The organism is Methanofastidiosum sp. (assembly GCA_013178285.1).
Taxonomy (GTDB): Archaea; Methanobacteriota_B; Thermococci; order Methanofastidiosales; family Methanofastidiosaceae; genus Methanofastidiosum.
On record JABLXD010000011.1, the window covers coordinates 23,061 to 41,034 of the forward strand.

Below are 17,974 nucleotides of genomic sequence, written 5' to 3' on the forward strand. Positions count from 1 at the left end.
TCTTTTTGAATTAGTTTAGCATAATTAAAATTATAAGATTAGTGATATTAGTATAATTAGAAATAACATAAATACATCCAAGGGATTTCTAATTGAAAAAAAGTCCCGGCGGCCGGATTTGAACCAGCGATCCGTGGATCTACAGTCCACTGCCCTAACCAGACTAGGCCACGCCGGGCTACATGAAGTTAAATGAACTTATTTTAAAGCTTTTCGGTGTTCATGAATAATATGTGCCATAGAATCTTTTGATTTCTTTGGCGGATGGCAATACAATTTCATCCCAGACACCAATGAAATCTTCTAGATTCTTATAGTTCCTTTGAGATGCAAATATCTTGTGGAGGAAATCTTTTCTTTCCTTAATATCAATCTTAACAAATTCTACGTAATCGTGGGGGGAGTAGTAATTGAGGGGATTAAATCTCTCGCCAAAGTTTTTCATTCCGTGAACTTCACTTAGCTCTTTAGGTGATGGAACCAAATAACCATAGGCAGGATCCTTTATCCAGTTTTTAATAAGTCCATGGGTACAAAGTCTAAGCAGCGTCTTTGAATCAGAAACTGTTATTTTTTCTCCACCTATTGATTTTCCACTAAGATCAAATTCCCCAACAAAACCAGTATTAATTATCAAGAAGTTGATTTTTCCATCTTGACCAAGCCCCATATCAGTAAAAACTTTCTTTTTTAGTACGGCCTGCTCAGCCTGCTCTCTTGCCATAAAGTCAGTAGCAGAATAAGACCTTACTCTAGTTCCAGGAACCTTGCCGGATACTGCTGAAGTAATTATACTCTCACAGCCGCTATCAAATGCAACGGCCATTAGAGGATTAGTAACTTTTATGACTGGATTGAAAATGTCATATCTTTTAAAACTCAAAACAAAGTTTCTTAAGTATTTGTCTGTCTTAGCCCAAGACGAGTTCAAATCGCTGAAGAGAAAAATAAATCTGCCATTTGTCGTTCTACTCTTTTCATAACTCTTGCATAGTAATGAACCTATGTCACCAGAAGATACTGGTATTTCAACATCATATCCATTGATGTTTTTCTTAACGTAATCTACGCCTTCACAATCAATGTTCATCGCTAAAACTATATGCTTTCTATCCTTTGATTTCATCAAACCTGGGTACTCTGGGCTTTTTTCAGAAAGTCCTTCAGATTTTGCAAAGCTTGCGGCTTCAAGGCCAACTAACTTTACATCAACAATTTTATCATCCTTTGTAATTACTTTTCCCAAAACTGCATCATCCTGTTCAAGATATGGGCCAACTGTTAGTGTAGTCTTTCCTGTGCCGCTTAACCCAATAATTACAGAGCTCTCTGAAAGTCCTGCATGGAAGGAGATCATATTGTCGGATTCTCCCTTGTTCCATACCATAGTCAGATTGGGTTTTTTGAAAGCCCCGCCAAAATAGTCAATTCCAAGATTTATAACACGCCTGATGTCATTTTCCATCTCGGTAAAATCGTAAAGAGACAGTGGCTCGTTCTCATTATAGTCAGGCCAGACCTTTTTCATCTGGCTAGTGTATTTTTCAGGAAGTTTTTCAGGTATTATGAAATTATAGCAACTTGGTTTAACTTCTTCCTTTGGAGGGAATACCATCATCTTTCCCATCCAGGAGATATATGCACTATGGGGATTTTCTACACTTACAACAGACCTTATCCCAACTTCATAGCCATTTTCTCCCTGAACACCATCCGCTACTAGGACTTGAGGGATTTCTCTCAAATATTCCATTATTATCTTATAGATTTCTTTCCCAACATCAATATCAAAGCCTTTTTGACCAGCCCCAAGCTTGTAGCCTTTTGGAACCATGTAGTAAACTTTATCGGGCCTTCTACCTTTTTGTGTAGATGCAAAAAGATACTGGCCGTCTTTTGTAACAACATAATATGGCTTTAGATAGTTAATGTAAAAATCGTCAGAGGGATTCAAAAAAATTCTCTCTTTTGGAAGGATAAGACTCTCAGAAACATTAAAACTACTCATAAAAACACTCTAGATACACGTTGCTATATTCTCTTCAAATATATTTAAAAATTCTGTTAATTTTTCAATTGGTACATATGCCCCGCATGCAGGTGGGTGACCTCCTCCTTTGCCACCTACAGATTCTGCGCTTTTCTTTATCTCTTTCCCTAAATTTAGACCTTTAAGCACCAACAATCTTGAGCAGCGTGCAGAGATTTTATAAACATTTGGGTCATTTGCCAGCGTTGTAAAGGCAACTATCGGTAAAAAAGGATCTGTATCTCTGTTTCCAAGAACTAAACTTGCCACCGTGCCAACAATTGTATCATTAATTCCACTTCCATCAAAGTACTGAAACTTCTCCTTCATTACTACGCCTCTACTCTCAACTAAGTTCATGCTTCTTGCAATATTCTGTCTGTGCTTTCTAAGTAGTCCAAGTAGTATATCATAATAAACGCCCCTGTTACCCTTACATACATAGAACCCTACTTCTGGTCTACCGTTCTTTCCGCATGCATTGAGGCATGTTGCAAATTCAGAAGCATCCCTTAGCGGGCTTCTCTCCTCCTCATTTAGAAGTGAATAAGATTCACCCATAATCATCTGAGGGATAAATGAAATATATTCCTGTGGAACGGCCATTATTGTTTTTCTTATGATCTCTGTTGCAAGTTTTTTCTTCTCATCAGAGGTCATATCAGACACTGTTCTCCAGTCCCCTTCATAGCAAGGGATCCCCAAGCTATTTAGAAGTGCCATCGCATTAGAATCGCTTCCTGTAACTCCTGGGATTGGCGGGTCAGAAAAGTACTGGAGTGATTTGTAAATTGGTCTTGTTGATCTGCCATATAATAGTAAATCTTCCTGAGCTTTGACTAAACCTGTTTCTATACTATCTAGGAGTATATCTCTATTTAGTCCTTTTAGCCCTCCCCAAGAACCTTGCATATCCCCAACGGCACCAACTATTGCAATTGAAGAGAGGTCTTTATTTTTGCTATCAAGTTCCAAGGATAGAAGATAGGATAAGCCAGAACCACTAACTTCTTCTGAGCCGCTGTATCCAAACTTGTTAGGATTAACTTCCAAGAAAGGAGTTTTTGGATATTCCCCTTGGTGGTGGTCTACGATTATTATCTGTTTGTCTCCATATTCCGACATGAGATAGTCTATCTGCCCACTTCCCATATCAAGAAATATTGTGAGGTCACCTAATTGGGAAGATGGCATTCCATCAAGAGATGTAAAATGGACATCATGATTAATCTTAAGCCTGTCCAAAGCAAGGGACAGGATTGATGCAGAAGAAATACCGTCCGCATCTATATGAGAAATAATCTTTATTTTAGAATCTTTGGATTGAATAATTTTGTTCTTTGCATTTTTTAAAAGCTCGGTGAAATCAGAATCCATATCCATAATTTAAGCGTGTCATATATATAGTTTTTGTTTTGGGTTTCCATTTTCGTCTACCGATAATCTTACTTAAGTGTCCTAAGAAAATTAAATATCCCTTCTGAAAGAGGGTGATTTTTAATAACTTCATCAATCTCTTCAATTTTTGCTTTCTTTAGATTCTCAATAGTTCCAAATCTCTCAAGTAGCTTTGCTTTCCTCTTTGACCCAAGACCAATTATGTCATCTAGCGGTGAGCGAACAGACGCCTTCCTTTTCATGTTCCTTAGATTCTTTATAGCAAACCTGTGCGCTTCATCTCTTATCTTAATTAATAGATTTTTTGATTCAGTATCCATATATGGATTAAGGTCGTCTTCAAGGTATAGATCTTCTTCTTGTTTTGCAAGAGCCACTGTTGGTATCTCAAGACTAAATGATTCCAGTACAGATAGAGCCGTATTCAAATGGCCTTTCCCACCGTCAATCAATATCAGATCTGGCAGTGATTCCTGATGCTTAAAGCGCCTGCTTAATACCTCTCTAAGTGAAGATATGTCATCTTGGCCCGAAACAGTTTTTACTTTGTATATCCTGTAATTTTCCTTTGATGGTTTGCCGTCAATAAAAGTTACTTGAGATCCTACCTTTATTTCTGGACCTATATTTGAAATATCGTAACCTTCAATCCTTCGTGGGAGATCTTCAAGGCCAAGAGACATCATAAGGCCTTCCAATGGTGATTTCTTTTTTGAAGATAAATAGAGCTCAGCATTTTTTGTTGCAAGTAGGACTTCCTCTTTTTCCCTTGGCGATATTGCAGGAGTTATTATTAAATCGGATTTACCATCCGATAAAAAGGCTTGAATCTCTTTTCTATCCGGGATGTCAAAAGGCAGTATAATCTTGTTCGGCAGGAATTCTTCTCTATAATGCTGCTTTAGGAATGATGACAAAGTATCTTCCTTTTCAAACAAAGCCTCATCTATAGGATAGTTTTTAGTTCCAGTTAGGACTCCGCCCCTAACTATTACTACACAGATGCATATCGATTCTTTATCGTAGAATCCTATAATATCCTTATTTATCGGTGTGTCAAGGAAGATCTTCTGTTGTTCCATTGACTTTCGGATAGCGTCTATTTTATCTCTTATACCTAGGGCCTTTTCATACTCTTGATCATTTGAATAGGCGCTCATCTCGCTTGTTAGTTTTGATATTAACTCTTCCCCCCTATTTTCAAAGAACATCAATAATTCAGTTACTCTGTTATTATAATCTCCCTTAGAATTTGGATTAGTGCAGGGGGCGGTACATCTTTTAATGTAAAAATTAAGGCAAGGAATTTTATTCATTTTTTTACAGCTTCTTAATTTGAATATGTTTCTTGCTAGTGCAAGCATTCTCCTTGCAGATCCAACATCAGAATAAGGGCCAAAATAATATGCCCCATCTTCCTCAATCTTTCTAGAAACAATTATCCTCGGGAAATCTTCATTTGTTATTTTGATATATGGGTACTTCTTATCATCTCTGAAATGGATGTTGTACCTCGGCTTGTATTTTTTAATGAAATTATACTCAAGTAAGAGTGCCTCTGTCTCAGTATCCGTAGCAACATATTCTATGTCCTCTACCCTGCTCATGAGGAATGAAACCCTATCTGGTATATTTTTTTGGAAGTATGAAGCTAGTCTCTTCTTTAGAGATTTTGCCTTTCCAACGTAGAGTATATTTCCCTTAGAGTCTTTCATTACATAAACGCCAGGCTCTTCTGGGAAATTTTTTTTAAGGTACAAGTCATTGCTCATGATAGTAATGAATTTATTCTATTGGATTTAAAAGTTTTTAAAATAAAATACAAAGGATTTTAAACGAAATCCAATAAATGAGAAGTCAAGAGGATTATCTTGAGCGTTATTTTAAGAACTTCAATTCCAATTCTGCTTTTAATTGCCCTTGGTTATCTATCTAGAAGATATGGTATTTTGAAGCATGGAGACGAGAGAGTCTTAAGTTCTTACATATACTATTTTGCCCTTCCAGCACTGTTTTTTATAAATATCTATGAGGTAGAATTTTCAAGAGAGGTATTGGAATATGTAATTGCCGGAGTGGCACCCATATTCATTGCACTTGGTTTACTAGTTTTTATTTTCTTATTGAAAATAGTCAAAGATAAAAAAACTTTGTATTTATTGATAGTAGCAACTGTTTTTGGCAGCCTTGCATTCTTCGGTATACCCTTTGTGGTGTTTGCTTTTGGTACAGGGGAATCAGAAAGATTAGCTGCACTCTTTGCGTCTACAATAAGTTTAGTTAGCGTTATTACTGCAACTTCCGTCTTAGAGTTGTACAAACTTGATGGGGAAAATAGTTCTAGGATAAAGACAATAGTGAAGAGATTCTCAAAGAATCCTTTGATTCTTTCAACATTATTAGGCGTATCTATTAATTTGATAGGATATGAAGTCCCTATTTTTATTTCTACAACCTTACATAGGCTTGGGGGCACTACTTCAACAGTTGCGATATTCATGCTTGGATTATTTTTTTATGGCAGAAGTTATGGAAATCTTAAAGCGGCCTTTGGATTGAGTCTTTTGAGAATAGTTTTCTTGCCTTTAATTGCAATTATATTGTTGAAGTTTGTTTTTGTTGTACCCTCTTTTGAGAGCACCATTATAGTGCTGATGCATGGGATGCCTATTGCAGTTTCAACGATAGTACTCAGCGAAAGGTATGACTTTTTCAAAGAAACAATAGCCTCTTTAAATTTAATCTCTGCTCTTCTTTCGGTATTTTACCTTAATTTGTGGTTCTTTATATTGGGAAAATTATTTTAATTTATTTAGAAAGTTCTATTACTGATTCCAATAGAATATTTGCAGCTATCTCGATATCTTTTAAATGTGTGTACTCTTCAGGACAATGGCTTCTACCCTCCTTGCTTGGAACAAATATCATGCCCACATCAGTTAATTCAGCAATGACAGATGAATCATGGACCGCACCACTTACCATCCTCAATGTATCAATACCTTGGTTTCTAGCAGAATTTTCTATTATCTCGACTACCTTTTTTGATAAAAAAACTGGCTTAGTATAAGAGACCTGCTTTATTTTGTGAGAAAGCCTTCTATTCTTGCAAGAAGATTCAATGAATTTGATTATTCGCTCTGATATTTCATTTAGAGTGGCATCATCTTTATCCCTAATATCAAGAGTAAATTTTACCTTTCCAGGAATAATATTTGTTTTTCCAGGAGATACTTCTACAAGCCCTACAGTTGCAACAGAAGTGCCATTCTCTGAAGCTATCTTTTCTGCATTCAAGATTATTTCTGCAACACTGCATAAAGCATCATTCCTCAAGTTCATTGGAGTTGCACCCGCATGATTTGAAACACCTTCAATTACCACTTCCAATTGTTTTATGCCCGCTATTGTTTCAACGATGCCTATTGAAAGTCCTTTACTCTCTAGAACTAAGCTTTGCTCTATATGAGGTTCAATCATAGCTTTAATTTTCTTACCCTCTAGAGTTGAATTGTCCTCTGGAATTAATCCAGAACTATTCATTGCTTCAATATAACTTATTCCATCTTTATCCATTATTTTAGCCAAGTCTTCTTCTTTTACTTTTCCTGCCCATATCCTACTACCCAACAATACCGATGAAAATCTTGAGCCATCCTCTTCTACAAATACTACAAAATCAATAGGGTTTCTATGGGGCATTTTTTTCTCAAAAATGGTCCTGAAGACTTCTAAAGACGTTACAGTCCCAACAACGCCGTCAAATTTTCCACCTTGAAAGACACTGTCTATGTGGGAGCCTATCATAACTGAAGGTGCATCTTTGATACTCCCTTCTAATCTTGCCCTAATATTTCCCCCTCTCATGATCTTTACATCTGCACCTATCTTTCTAAGTTCATTGAAGATGTAATCAATTGCTCCTATGTATTCTTCTGTAAATGTTGCTCTACTTATCCCATGGCCAGGAGTTGAATTAAAATTATTTATTACCTCTATATCATTTTCAATTCTCTTTGCATTTACTTTCATACTGGCTCTCCATAAAGGCTAATCTGTAGTCAGTGTTTCTTTAACGAAAAATGACATGAGGTATACAATGATAACAAATGCAAATACAAATTTGAATGCTAAACTATAGGCCTCTACTGGATAAACTCCATCAAATCCACCAACTAGATCTAGGATGTATCCCAAAAAAGTCTGGAAGAAAGCAGCACCAACAAAAGGAAAAACATTAACTATACTTTGAACTGTTCCAGTTACGCCCAATGGAAACTGTTCTTTTATTATTGCAAAAACAACAACATTTCCGCATCCAAAGAATCCCATCCAGAATGAAAGTAAGTAGAGAAGGCTTACATTAACTCTTGCTGTGAAAAATGAGATTAGTATCCAAGGTAGCATAAAACAAGAAAGCCATATGATTATTACCTTCTTTCTGCTTTTCATAATTTTGTCTGAGAAGTATCCTACAAAAGGGGATCCTATAAGCATTCCAATGCTAACAAACATTAGGATAAAACCAGATGTCGCCTTGGAAAGATTGAAGACATCCCTAAAGTATGGATAAGCCCACAATCCCTGATAAGAAAGAAGAGCCCCGTAAACAACAAATAACCATATCGAAAGTATCCAGACATCCTTATTTTTAAAAATTAATTTAATAAGATCTTTAGATAAATGTTGTCTTGCAGAAACTTTATTTACTACACTTTTTTCTTTATTTTTATTTAGGTAGTGTTCAGGAGAGTCTCTTATGAATATCCAAGATATCAATGCTAGAAACACTGCAATTATCCCTATTACATAAAATGCATATCTCCAGCCAAAATCAGACACAATTAAGGCTAGAGGGTATGAAGCAGAAATAGCCCCTACATTACCAACTGCAAGTAAAACGCCCACCATTGTGGCATACTCTCTCTTGGAATACCAAACTGAAAATAATTTGAGCGCAGGTATCCATACGCCTGATACACCAACACCAATTATTAATCTTGCAAACAGGGCCATGTTAAAGTTCAATGCAACTCCAAATAGAAATGACCCTATAGCAGAAAATATAGTTAGAAAAGCTATTGTCTTTCTTGGCCCTATTGTGTCCGAGAATATTCCCACAGGTATCTGAAATAGCGAATATGAATAGAAATACATCGAGGACAAAAGCCCCAGAGAGAGGGCAGATACACCAAACTCATGTAACAAATCCTTTGATATAACTGCAGATGAGACTCTATGGAAGTAAACAAAAAAGTATACTAAAGCTAATGTCAATAAAAGAATCCATCGGTATTTTTTTTCTGTCAAACCAAAAATAATATCTTTAACCATAACAATCACAACAATAATCTCTAAATCTTTTCAGATTTATGATTAATTTAAAAGAAATGAATATTTAAAATTAATTCTTTTTAGTTCCTATAGGAGTAATAAATAAGGAACATAAAAATTACAAAGACAATTATTACTGTAAATCCAATAAACATTCTAGATGAATATACTTTGTCAATTTCAACTTGAAGGGCATAGTTAACTTGATCTAGAACTATTTCAGCATTATCCGAACTTTCAACAGCTTCCTTGTATCTACTTTCTATAAAGGAATTTTTAGCTATGCTGTACTCTCTTTTACCAAAATCCATTTTTTCCGCTATCTGTGAATTATCAAATCCTAACCCTTTGATAAGTGCTGCTTTTGAGTCAACGTTCCCTACAACTTTTTCCAAATTTCTAAGTTTAATTATTGATTGATTTCTCAAATTTGTAATCTCTTCTTCTCTAATCTTTTTTATTTCCTGGATGCGTTCTTTTAATAGATCATAACGGCCCCCATTGTACAGATTTAAAAGTTGGGCATCATCTATCCCGGATATCTCTTTATATAGTGATAGTTTAAGGATGGAATCCCACATTTCTTCATTAATTAAATAATTTGATGAGAATAATCCATACTTTGTTCCACCATCTATTGAGTTTTGCATTATTAGTTCCAATTCTTCTTTTGTAATAGGCGTGCTAACTCCTTTTACTAGGGGAACATCTAGAACATAGGATATCCCGGCATCATTCAGATTTTCAGCAAAGTTTTTGTTCTTTCCAGCAATATCTTCCGTAAGGGGTGCTGTTACAACAACTCTAGTTGCATAATTGTTAAGCATACTCAAATCTTGTCCATATTTTCTAGACAAATTATTTGGATCTTTTTCATCAGTCTTAGCAGAAATCCATAATTCTACTTCATAACCGACTATTCTATTTTTGAGCGAAGAATAAAATTTTTCCATTTCAAAGTTTTGCCAGTTCGTGATTGTACTGTCATCAATATTTACTATTAAGTTAGTCTTTGGCCACTCATATATCACAATACCTCTTGAATTCATATATTTCAGATATTCTGCTTCCGATTTAGAATCAAAACTGTATTCGTAGAAGTCTCCATTAGTAACTAAAATTGCATCTATGTCATAATTCTTTATAATATGCTCTACTGTATCGATGTAGTACTTGCCATAATCGCCTTGGGAGATTTCAACCATCGAGACCTTTGAAGTACTTCTTGAAAATACATAATCTAGAGCTGCCGATGCTGGATTGGCTTGTATATATTCTGGGCTGTTTAAGCTAAATGAAACTACGACTTTGAATCCTTCATTTTTCAGTTTAGTAGTCATTTTTTCAAGTGGGTCGTCAGTTGATAATTGAACTAAAGAGCTGTATTCATTTTCATGCCCAGGCCATCTGAAATTTATCCAGTAGGGCCTCCCTGCACTAATAATAACCGTATTGATATTGTTATTCTTCCAAATAGGTATGTACGAATCAAGATCTAGATTAAAGTACTCTCTCGAATCAACTCTTACTGCCCAAATGTTAGCGGATTCTATCCTTGATTTAGCTATTCTTGAAAAGCTCTGTGCTGTCCAGGGCTCTCTTTGGAAATAAATAATGCCTGAAGTATACTCTGAACCGGAATATACTAAGTTAAGCAATCCTATATCTTTGTTTTCCACAGTTACATATATCTCCCCATCATATTGTAGATTGTAACCGTTCGTAGCATCAGGAACATATTCTAAAGGTAAACCTTGGCGCCTAAAAGTTATAAAATCAACATAGTCGCCTATTTTTTTCACGTCAATTCCAAAATCGGTATTCTCAAAATAATCCCTATATGTGGTGGGGGGGATGATGATTCCTAGTTTCATTTTTTTGTTATTTCTTATATCTTGAGAAAGAATATTCAAAAGCCTAGCAAGCTCGTCTGCCCTGTATGTATTCCATTTGACCCATAATTCAGAGTTATTCTGTTTTTCTGTTTCTAGATTTAATCTTTCAGCAGATGCCCCATATCTTTTTGCAAATTCATTAATACATTCGGGACATTGGCAATTTAGATTATTTGGGTATCCAAAGTAATCCAGAACTATCCCATCAACATTATATCCATTTATTATCTCGTCTATTATGCTTTTTTCATAATTAAAACCTGTTTGGGGACATACCCAACCATCAGATTGGGGTCCAACAGATGCAAAACCTTTATTGGCCGCAATTACGTCGTAAAAAACTGGAACAAGCGCATAAACCTTTATATTTTTTTTATGAGCCTCCTCTACCATTAAAGACAGCACATCAAAATTATAAAAAGTAGGGGCTATCCGGCTATTGTAAAAAACAACGCCTGGAGAGGGATTTGTACCGGTGCTTCGCTTTACATGTAGATAAATGGTATTAACATTGTTTTTGGAAGCAAGTTCTATAAGGCGCGGTATGTCTTCTTGAGTTGCAATTGAAAAGGAAGGCAATACTTCAATAGAGTAGCCACTCTCTTGTCCTGAAACTGGATTAAAACTTGAAAATGATGGCACAAGCAGAAATATGATTAGTAATGTCTTTACGATTTTATTCATATAAGACCTCAAAAATTTATCTAATCGAAACATCCTTTCCAACAAAACTCTTTCTGTCTTTAAGGTCTCTTTTTGAGACAATCTTAATATAAGGATTTTCTACTGGGCCGAATAATTCTATAACTTTGCCAATTTTCTTTTCTCCTATAAATGCTTCTGCACCTATATCCCTAATTTTGACTTTTTTTGATCTTAGGATGAAAAGAGGGCCGATAGAATAAAGTACTCTCCCAACAGACTTCATAAAAGAAACTTTTATAATGTTCTTTATAAATATTTGGAATAATATAGAGAGTGATATAATGGAAAAAGAAACGGTTGTTATTAGCAAAGGGTATGACCCATTAAAGTATAATGGAGCAGTAAAACCTCCTATATTTTTAACAAGTACCTACAAATTTAAAAATGCAGAGGAAGGGGAATCATTTATTAGAGTTGCACTAGGCCTTGACAAAGGGGAGGAAGGTTTTGTATACTCTAGATTTTCAAATCCAAACTTCGATATAGTCGAAGAAAGGCTTTCTTTACTTGAGGGGGCTGAAGCTGCAGCAATATTCGGTTCGGGAATGGCGGCAATTACTTCAACTTTACTTGCGTTTGTAAAAAATGGAGACTATATTTTTTACACCAATCCTGTATATGGTGGAACTGAATTTCTTTTTAAGGAGTTTTTTGAGAAAATGGGAGTGTCTACAATACACGCTAGAGCAGGATCAGAAACTCCAAAACTAATGGAAGAAAAGATAAAATCTCATAAAGATAAACTTAAAGGAAGATCTGTTATTTTATACATCGAAACACCTGCAAATCCCAACAATGTAATGGTAGATGTAGAAGCGATTGTAAAAATCAGGGACTCATTAAAGAGAGAAGGAATAAATGCTAAAGTTATTGCAGACAATACTTTCATGGGGCCAATATTTCAGTCGCCTTTAGAACAGAAAGTCGACATTGTTCTTTACTCAGCAACTAAATTCATTGGAGGACATTCTGATGTTATTGCCGGAGCAGCACTTGGGTCAAAGGAAGACATATCTAAGATAAAGGGAATAAGAGGAATGATAGGAACTAACGGGAATCCCTTCGATGCATGGCTCATGTCCAGGTCATTAGAAACTGTTCATATAAGAATGCAAAGGCAAATGGAAAACGCTACAAAGATAGCTGAATTTTTATCAAAACATCCAAAAGTAGAAAGGGTCATTTATCCAGAATTATACGATAAGAAAAGTGAGCAGTATAAGATATACAAAAAACAATGTAAAGGTCCCGGGTCTTTGCTGTCTTTCTATATCAAAGGCGGTAAGAAAGAAGCATTTAAGTTCTTGGATAATGTCAAGTTGTGTAAATTGGCGGTAAGTCTCGGAGGAACAGAATCTTTAATTGAACATCCTAAAGCAATGACGCACTCTGAAGTAGATGCAGAAACTCTAAAAGATGCCGAGATTACAGACAATATGATAAGACTTTCAGTTGGAATCGAAAATTATAAAGATATAATCAATGATTTAAAGAACGCACTCGACAAAATTTAAGAAAAAATAAACTTTTTCTTTTTAAATATCATTTACGAAATCTATGTCCATTTTTGATTTGCTAACATCTATAATTTCGTCTGACTTAAATCTTATTAAAAAGAAAGCTTCACATAGGCCAATGTGTTCATTACCGATTGTTAAGGATAATTTACCTTCAAATGGATTAAATCTTTTTACAATTAGTGGCACGAATAATTCTGAAAGTACTTGAACATGTAGTTCCCCTTCCTTAATTAAATTGCCTTCTTTATCTCTAAGTTCTAATTCAAACTTTGCATAATTACCTAAAGATTTTACTGAATATATGTCTGAAAAGACGCCGGGTTTATTAGATTTAAATTCAAAATGATCGGGTTTCATAAAAATCTCCTAATATAAAAATTTAAAATAAAAAATAAAATATTTTTAATTTATTTTTTTAGAGCTTGGTCAACTAGCTGTATAAGGTCAACTACTTCCATCTTAGAACCAAGTGCCTTTGCACCGTCACCAAGGTTTGTAACACAGAATGGACATGGAGTTACAATCTTTTGTACTCCATCTACACCCTCTGCTTCTCTTACTCTTGTCTTTGCAGTTTCAAGAGCTACGTCTGGGTATGAAGATTTTATACCTCCACCAGCACCACAGCAGAATGAGTTGTCTCTGTTTCTGTACATTTCCTTAAACTGTATACCTGGTATAGCTTTAAGGACATTTCTTGGTGTTTCGTAAAGACCTGGCTTGTCAACTTGGACGAATGCGCCTTTCCACATCTTCTTTCCTTCCATGTCAACTTCGTAGTGGTTCATGTGTCTTCCCATGTGACATGGGTCGTGGTATGTAACTGTTGCAGGTACATTGCTTAACTTTAGTTCGCCTTTCTTCATCTTTTCTTCGAGGTATTCGGATGTGTGCATGACCTTTGCTTTAAGCTTTAAGCCCCACCATTTTTCATATTCCTTGGAAAGAACCTTGTAACATCCTGCACAAGCTGTAACAATTGTCTTAAATCCATGGTCGTTTATGTAGTCAACATTGTGCTGTGCAAGTTTTTCTGGCTCTTCTCTAAGTCCAGCCCTTAGTAAAGGTGAACCACAGCAGTATTCGTTCTCTCCCATTACTCCCCAGTCTTCTCCAAGTTTTGATAAAACACTGGCTGTTGACTTGGCAATTTCAGTTCTTCTGTAAGATGCTGTACATCCTGCGAAGTAAACCATATTACCATCTGTCTTAAGATCTTTTACATCTTTTAACCAGTTGAATCTTGAAGAGTGAGTTTCACCGTATGGATTGTGGTCTTTTATTACTTTTTCTTGGTACATCTTTTCTGCTTTTGTTGGTCCTATTCCTTTACCTACTAGGTAGTGTCTCATTTCTTCAATGTAGTCACAAATCCATGGCTTGTAGTCAAGGAGACACTGGGACTGACATCCACCACATACTGTACATGAGAAAACTGCCTTTTGCATGTCTTCCTGTATGGCTGGATCTGTTAAATCGACTTTGTTTTCCAAAATTGCATGTCCAAGGAATGACTTTGATCTTGATCCGTAGTAGGAATCAAGTTTAAAGTATTCTCCTTGGGGACATATTGTTGCATTTGTGGGTGGTGGTCCGTAAGAGTATGCAGACTTACATGTTCCACACTTACTACATTTTCTGAAGAACTGGGAATACCACTTAAGATCTTTAAAGTTTTCTGGCATTTGTATCACCTTACTCCCCATTTACCTGGATTCATTATTCCGTTGGGGTCGAGCATGTCTTTAATATCGCAGATAAGGTCTATCCATCCTGGATCTGCTCTCTTGTTAATTTCTCTAGCGAAGTCTGTTGGTGGCTTGTATGGGATACCTCCAGCATCAATTAAGACTTTTGCTGCTTCTCTTACACACCAAGCGGCGTTTGCTTCTTCTTCAGGTCTGTCTCTTGGGAATGGTGTCATAATTCTTAACATACCATAGTGACATCCACGGTACATTGTAACTCTTGTTGATGGTGATAATGGAATCTTAGCTTTCTTTGTGTAAATTTCTTTCCACAAGTTGTAAACACCTACCCATCTGTTTGAAGGGGTAAATGTTCCAGGCCAGGCGATTCCTCCTCCACCCTGCTTACAGTAGTTCTTTGTTGAACCTACAATCTGAGATGGTAATTGAGTTCTTCCTTTCTTTGACTCTTCAGGAACATCTGTAGATTTAATAGAGTTGCCTTGTTTACCTAGATCTTTTATTACTTTATTGAAAACTTCAACTTTGTTTTCTAATTCCTTTTCTGTGAATGCGTACAAGACAGTGTATCCAGTCCATTCTGGAGCGCCTTTTGGTTTTTCAATGTATGGATAAGGAATTGGTACTTGGCTTAACCACCATGAGATTGCAGTTAGATCATCTGCATATTCATATTTACTGAATGTTCTCATGAATTTTTCCATATCAGTTAGATCGTCTGCAGCAAAAGTTCCGATATGTACGTAATCAGGTACTGGGGGTATGAATAATCCGAGCTTTGTTACAACACCAGTTGTTCCAAGAGTACCGGTGAATAGACCGTCAAATCTTGGAAGAGGCATACAGCTCTGCCATGAATCTCTCCTAATTGCGGGAGATCCACACATGAGTATTTCCCCTGTTGGTCTTACTACTTCCATACCAGTAATGTGGTTACTGTTAAGTCCGTATCTTCCGCTCATTCCACCAATTCCATGGTGTATTGCACATGATAATACTGATGCAGATGGTGGACCTACTGGCCATCCAAATCTGTATCCTCTTTTAAATAGCTCTTGTGCAAATTGAGCCTGACTTACACCTGGCTCTATAACTGCAAATCTTACTTCTTCGTTGATTTCGAGAATTTGATCCATTCTCTTAAGATCCATCAAGATACCGCCTTGTTCTGGAACGCAAAGTCCACCAATGTTTGTACCTGCTGTAAATGGTACTACTGGTATCTTCTCTGAATTCGCAAGTCTAAGAATTGACTGAATTTCTTCTGGCGTTTTTGGGAGAACAACGTAATTTGGCATCTGTGGCCTCTTGTATGTCATATCGTAGGAATAAGCCCAACAGTCAACAGGACTGTTAGAGACCCATTTTTCATCGCCTACGATTTGGCTTAATGTCTTATATATTCTTTCTTTTCTGTCCAAAAAGATTCCTCCTGGATTAATTAGACAAGGTTTAAAATTAGGTTACCTTATCCGATTGTCATTTTAAAAGACCATTTATATATTTTTCGGTATTAAATGTTAGACTCCTTTTTAAATTATTAGTAATAGATTTTAATAGTGAATAAATATTTAATCTAAAAGAAATATTTACTTAATAATTTTCGAAAATTGTTCATTTCAAATATTACATTATTTTTTAATATTATTATCTTATTAATAATGTCCGATAATATGACTTTATTCCGAAAGATTAAAAAAGGGATAATTTATTCATGAGATTTGAATTACAATAATCTGAGATGAGATAATATGTCAATGGGGATTGCATTTGATATAGGCACTAGCGGATTTAGAGTTCAGCTTGTTGATCTAGACACTAAGAAAGTATTGAGAACTGCTATTACGTTGAGGCATCCATTACCGGGTGCAAACGTGATGGATCATCTTAACTTTGCTATTAAGGTAAGTGAGGATATCGCTCACAAATTGATGATTGACGCATTTGAAAGAATTCTAAATCAGATGAATATAGATCCTAAAACTATTGAAAAAATTGCAATTTGCGGTAATCCAATTCAACTTTCTTTATTTGAGGGGATTAGTATTAAAGATTTGGCGTATGCCGATCCTAAATACCTTGAAGCTGAAAAAATAGAGATTCAATCGAGAAATGCCAAAGTAATTTCCTCGCAAGAAGTAGGAATTAGGGGAATGGACGCAGACATATACATACCGCCTGCAATAAAGCACGAAATCGGTGCCGATGCCCTTGCAATGATGCTAAAAAGTAATTTTCTTGATAATAAAGAAATTTCATTAGTAACAGATTACGGAACAAATGCTGAAATGGCCTTGAAAGTTGGGGATAAAATATTTACAGGTTCTGCAGCATCTGGGCCCGCTCTTGAAGGTCAAGAAGTATCCTGTGGAATGCTAGCTTCTCCGGGGGCTATATCTGATGTTGTCCTTGAATTTGGATGGCATACGATAGCACTGGATGAGAATATGATGCCACAGAGCGTTAGAATTTTAGATTTATGGAAAGAGGAATTTAGAGGAAAGAAACTTTCGAATGTCCAACCAATTGGCGTTACAGGTACTGGAGTAGTATCGGTCATATATGCAGGGCTTGAAACTGGAGTTATAGAGCTTCCTTACATCTATACTAAAACTAGGAGATTAAGGCTAGATGAAAATATTTACTTTACAGAAGATGACCTAAAAGAAGCAGGAAAAGCAATTGGTGCTATAAGAGCAGGCCATCTCACTCTTGCACAGGAAGCTGGGATAAAACTTGAAGACGTAAAGACAATGTACATGTGCGGCGCCTCTGGAACATATGTAGATGCAATGAAATCAAGAAAAATAGGTTTGATACCTCCAACTATCCAAAAGGTATACCAAGTTGGGAATACCTCATTACTTTTGGCCAACGACGTTTTAGTTGGAAAATATACTTTAGATGAATTACAAAAACTTGCCGATAAAATAAGAAGCAAGCACATAATGTTTGCAACTTCAAAGATATTCACTGATGTTTATGTCCAAGAGCTTGCATATTGGGAGCAGGGAATGTCTATGGATAAATACAACCAGATGCTCACTTTAAAAAATATCCAACAACTGCCACCTGTTAAGGGGGATTTAGAAATAAATAAGATAGTTAAGAGGGACATACCGGATATTGGCCAGGAATTGAAAGTAATAGATCACATTGGAGTAGAACTATTTGCAGAATTTGAAAATTGTCAAGGCTGCGGAAAATGTGAAAAAGTATGCCCCGAAAGAGCTTTAAAGGTAGAAGAAATAGAAGAAGGGTATTTCAAAATAAGAATACTCTCTGAAAGATGTAATGGCGAGGCATGTTTAAGGTGTCAATCCTCGTGCCCCTATAAAGTATTTAAATTTGAAAAACTTACAGAATCACTTGACAGGTGAGTTA

The 17,974-nt window shown here is 35.9% G+C and carries 13 protein-coding genes and 1 tRNA gene; 3 read left to right on the plus strand and 11 right to left on the minus strand.

Going from position 1 to position 17,974, the window contains the following annotated elements:
• Positions 1-103: 103 nt before the first annotated feature.
• From HPY60_05100 to uvrC, 4 genes are all read right to left on the minus strand, one after another.
• Positions 104-178, minus strand: a tRNA-Tyr gene (locus tag HPY60_05100).
• Positions 179-220: 42 nt separating this feature from the next.
• Positions 221-2,008: a phosphoenolpyruvate carboxykinase (ATP) gene (locus HPY60_05105; GenBank protein NPV50558.1), complete on the minus strand. Its 1,788-nt coding sequence runs from the start codon at positions 2,006-2,008 to the stop codon at positions 221-223.
• A 9-nt stretch (positions 2,009-2,017) separates the two neighbouring features.
• Positions 2,018-3,406: a DHH family phosphoesterase gene (locus HPY60_05110; protein ID NPV50559.1), complete on the minus strand. Its 1,389-nt coding sequence runs from the start codon at positions 3,404-3,406 to the stop codon at positions 2,018-2,020.
• A gap of 68 nt (positions 3,407-3,474) precedes the next feature.
• Complete coding sequence (uvrC, locus tag HPY60_05115) at positions 3,475-5,199, minus strand: excinuclease ABC subunit UvrC (GenBank protein NPV50560.1); 1,725 nt, start codon at positions 5,197-5,199, stop codon at positions 3,475-3,477.
• Positions 5,200-5,298: 99 nt separating this feature from the next.
• Between uvrC and HPY60_05120 the strand changes: the two genes are divergently transcribed.
• Positions 5,299-6,234, plus strand: coding sequence for a hypothetical protein (locus HPY60_05120; GenBank protein ID NPV50561.1), 936 nt, complete (start codon positions 5,299-5,301; stop codon positions 6,232-6,234).
• Position 6,235: 1 nt separating this feature from the next.
• Here the strand turns inward: HPY60_05120 and HPY60_05125 are convergent, their stop codons facing one another.
• The 4 genes from HPY60_05125 to HPY60_05140 form a co-directional block, all read right to left on the minus strand.
• Positions 6,236-7,459 (minus strand): Zn-dependent hydrolase, encoded by a 1,224-nt coding sequence (locus HPY60_05125; protein ID NPV50562.1) that lies wholly within the window; start codon positions 7,457-7,459, stop codon positions 6,236-6,238.
• An 18-nt stretch (positions 7,460-7,477) separates the two neighbouring features.
• Complete coding sequence (locus HPY60_05130) at positions 7,478-8,761, minus strand: MFS transporter (GenBank protein ID NPV50563.1); 1,284 nt, start codon at positions 8,759-8,761, stop codon at positions 7,478-7,480.
• Between the two features lie 80 nt (positions 8,762-8,841).
• A complete protein-coding gene (locus HPY60_05135; protein NPV50564.1) occupies positions 8,842-11,340 on the minus strand; it encodes a hypothetical protein in 2,499 nt (832 codons plus the stop codon).
• Positions 11,341-11,356: 16 nt separating this feature from the next.
• Positions 11,357-11,584 carry a hypothetical protein gene (locus tag HPY60_05140; protein ID NPV50565.1) on the minus strand — a complete coding sequence of 76 codons (228 nt, stop codon included), beginning with the start codon at positions 11,582-11,584 and terminating at the stop codon, positions 11,357-11,359.
• 16 nt (positions 11,585-11,600) lie between these two features.
• Here HPY60_05140 and HPY60_05145 point away from each other — a divergent pair, with 16 nt between their 5' ends.
• A complete protein-coding gene (locus tag HPY60_05145) occupies positions 11,601-12,875 on the plus strand; it encodes an aminotransferase class I/II-fold pyridoxal phosphate-dependent enzyme (GenBank protein NPV50566.1) in 1,275 nt (424 codons plus the stop codon).
• A 21-nt stretch (positions 12,876-12,896) separates the two neighbouring features.
• On the opposite strand, the gene HPY60_05150 is transcribed toward HPY60_05145, so the two are convergent.
• From HPY60_05150 to HPY60_05160, 3 genes are read right to left on the minus strand one after another with little or no spacing between them, the layout of a single operon-like run.
• Positions 12,897-13,238 carry a hypothetical protein gene (locus HPY60_05150; protein NPV50567.1) on the minus strand — a complete coding sequence of 114 codons (342 nt, stop codon included), beginning with the start codon at positions 13,236-13,238 and terminating at the stop codon, positions 12,897-12,899.
• A gap of 50 nt (positions 13,239-13,288) precedes the next feature.
• Positions 13,289-14,566 carry a (Fe-S)-binding protein gene (locus HPY60_05155; GenBank protein ID NPV50568.1) on the minus strand — a complete coding sequence of 426 codons (1,278 nt, stop codon included), beginning with the start codon at positions 14,564-14,566 and terminating at the stop codon, positions 13,289-13,291.
• 5 nt (positions 14,567-14,571) lie between these two features.
• The gene (locus HPY60_05160) at positions 14,572-16,011 is read right to left on the minus strand and encodes an FAD-binding oxidoreductase (GenBank protein NPV50569.1); all 1,440 of its coding nucleotides are present in this window, start codon (positions 16,009-16,011) and stop codon (positions 14,572-14,574) included.
• A 330-nt stretch (positions 16,012-16,341) separates the two neighbouring features.
• Between HPY60_05160 and HPY60_05165 the strand changes: the two genes are divergently transcribed.
• Positions 16,342-17,970: a methylamine methyltransferase corrinoid protein reductive activase gene (locus HPY60_05165; GenBank protein ID NPV50570.1), complete on the plus strand. Its 1,629-nt coding sequence runs from the start codon at positions 16,342-16,344 to the stop codon at positions 17,968-17,970.
• Positions 17,971-17,974 lie beyond the last annotated feature (4 nt).

What these genes read in the sequence shown, in the direction of transcription:
- HPY60_05105 (NPV50558.1), bottom strand. Translation starts at nt 2,008, where the DNA reads ATGAGTAGTTTTAATGTTTCTGAGAGTCTTATCCTTCCAAAAGAGAGA.
- HPY60_05110 (NPV50559.1), bottom strand. Translation starts at nt 3,406, where the DNA reads ATGGATTCTGATTTCACCGAGCTTTTAAAAAATGCAAAGAACAAAATT.
- uvrC (NPV50560.1), bottom strand. Translation starts at nt 5,199, where the DNA reads ATGAGCAATGACTTGTACCTTAAAAAAAATTTCCCAGAAGAGCCTGGC.
- HPY60_05125 (NPV50562.1), bottom strand. Translation starts at nt 7,459, where the DNA reads ATGAAAGTAAATGCAAAGAGAATTGAAAATGATATAGAGGTAATAAAT.
- HPY60_05130 (NPV50563.1), bottom strand. Translation starts at nt 8,761, where the DNA reads ATGGTTAAAGATATTATTTTTGGTTTGACAGAAAAAAAATACCGATGG.
- HPY60_05135 (NPV50564.1), bottom strand. Translation starts at nt 11,340, where the DNA reads ATGAATAAAATCGTAAAGACATTACTAATCATATTTCTGCTTGTGCCA.
- HPY60_05140 (NPV50565.1), bottom strand. Translation starts at nt 11,584, where the DNA reads ATGAAGTCTGTTGGGAGAGTACTTTATTCTATCGGCCCTCTTTTCATC.
- HPY60_05145 (NPV50566.1), top strand. Translation starts at nt 11,601, where the DNA reads ATGTTCTTTATAAATATTTGGAATAATATAGAGAGTGATATAATGGAA.
- HPY60_05150 (NPV50567.1), bottom strand. Translation starts at nt 13,238, where the DNA reads ATGAAACCCGATCATTTTGAATTTAAATCTAATAAACCCGGCGTCTTT.
- HPY60_05155 (NPV50568.1), bottom strand. Translation starts at nt 14,566, where the DNA reads ATGCCAGAAAACTTTAAAGATCTTAAGTGGTATTCCCAGTTCTTCAGA.
- HPY60_05165 (NPV50570.1), top strand. Translation starts at nt 16,342, where the DNA reads ATGTCAATGGGGATTGCATTTGATATAGGCACTAGCGGATTTAGAGTT.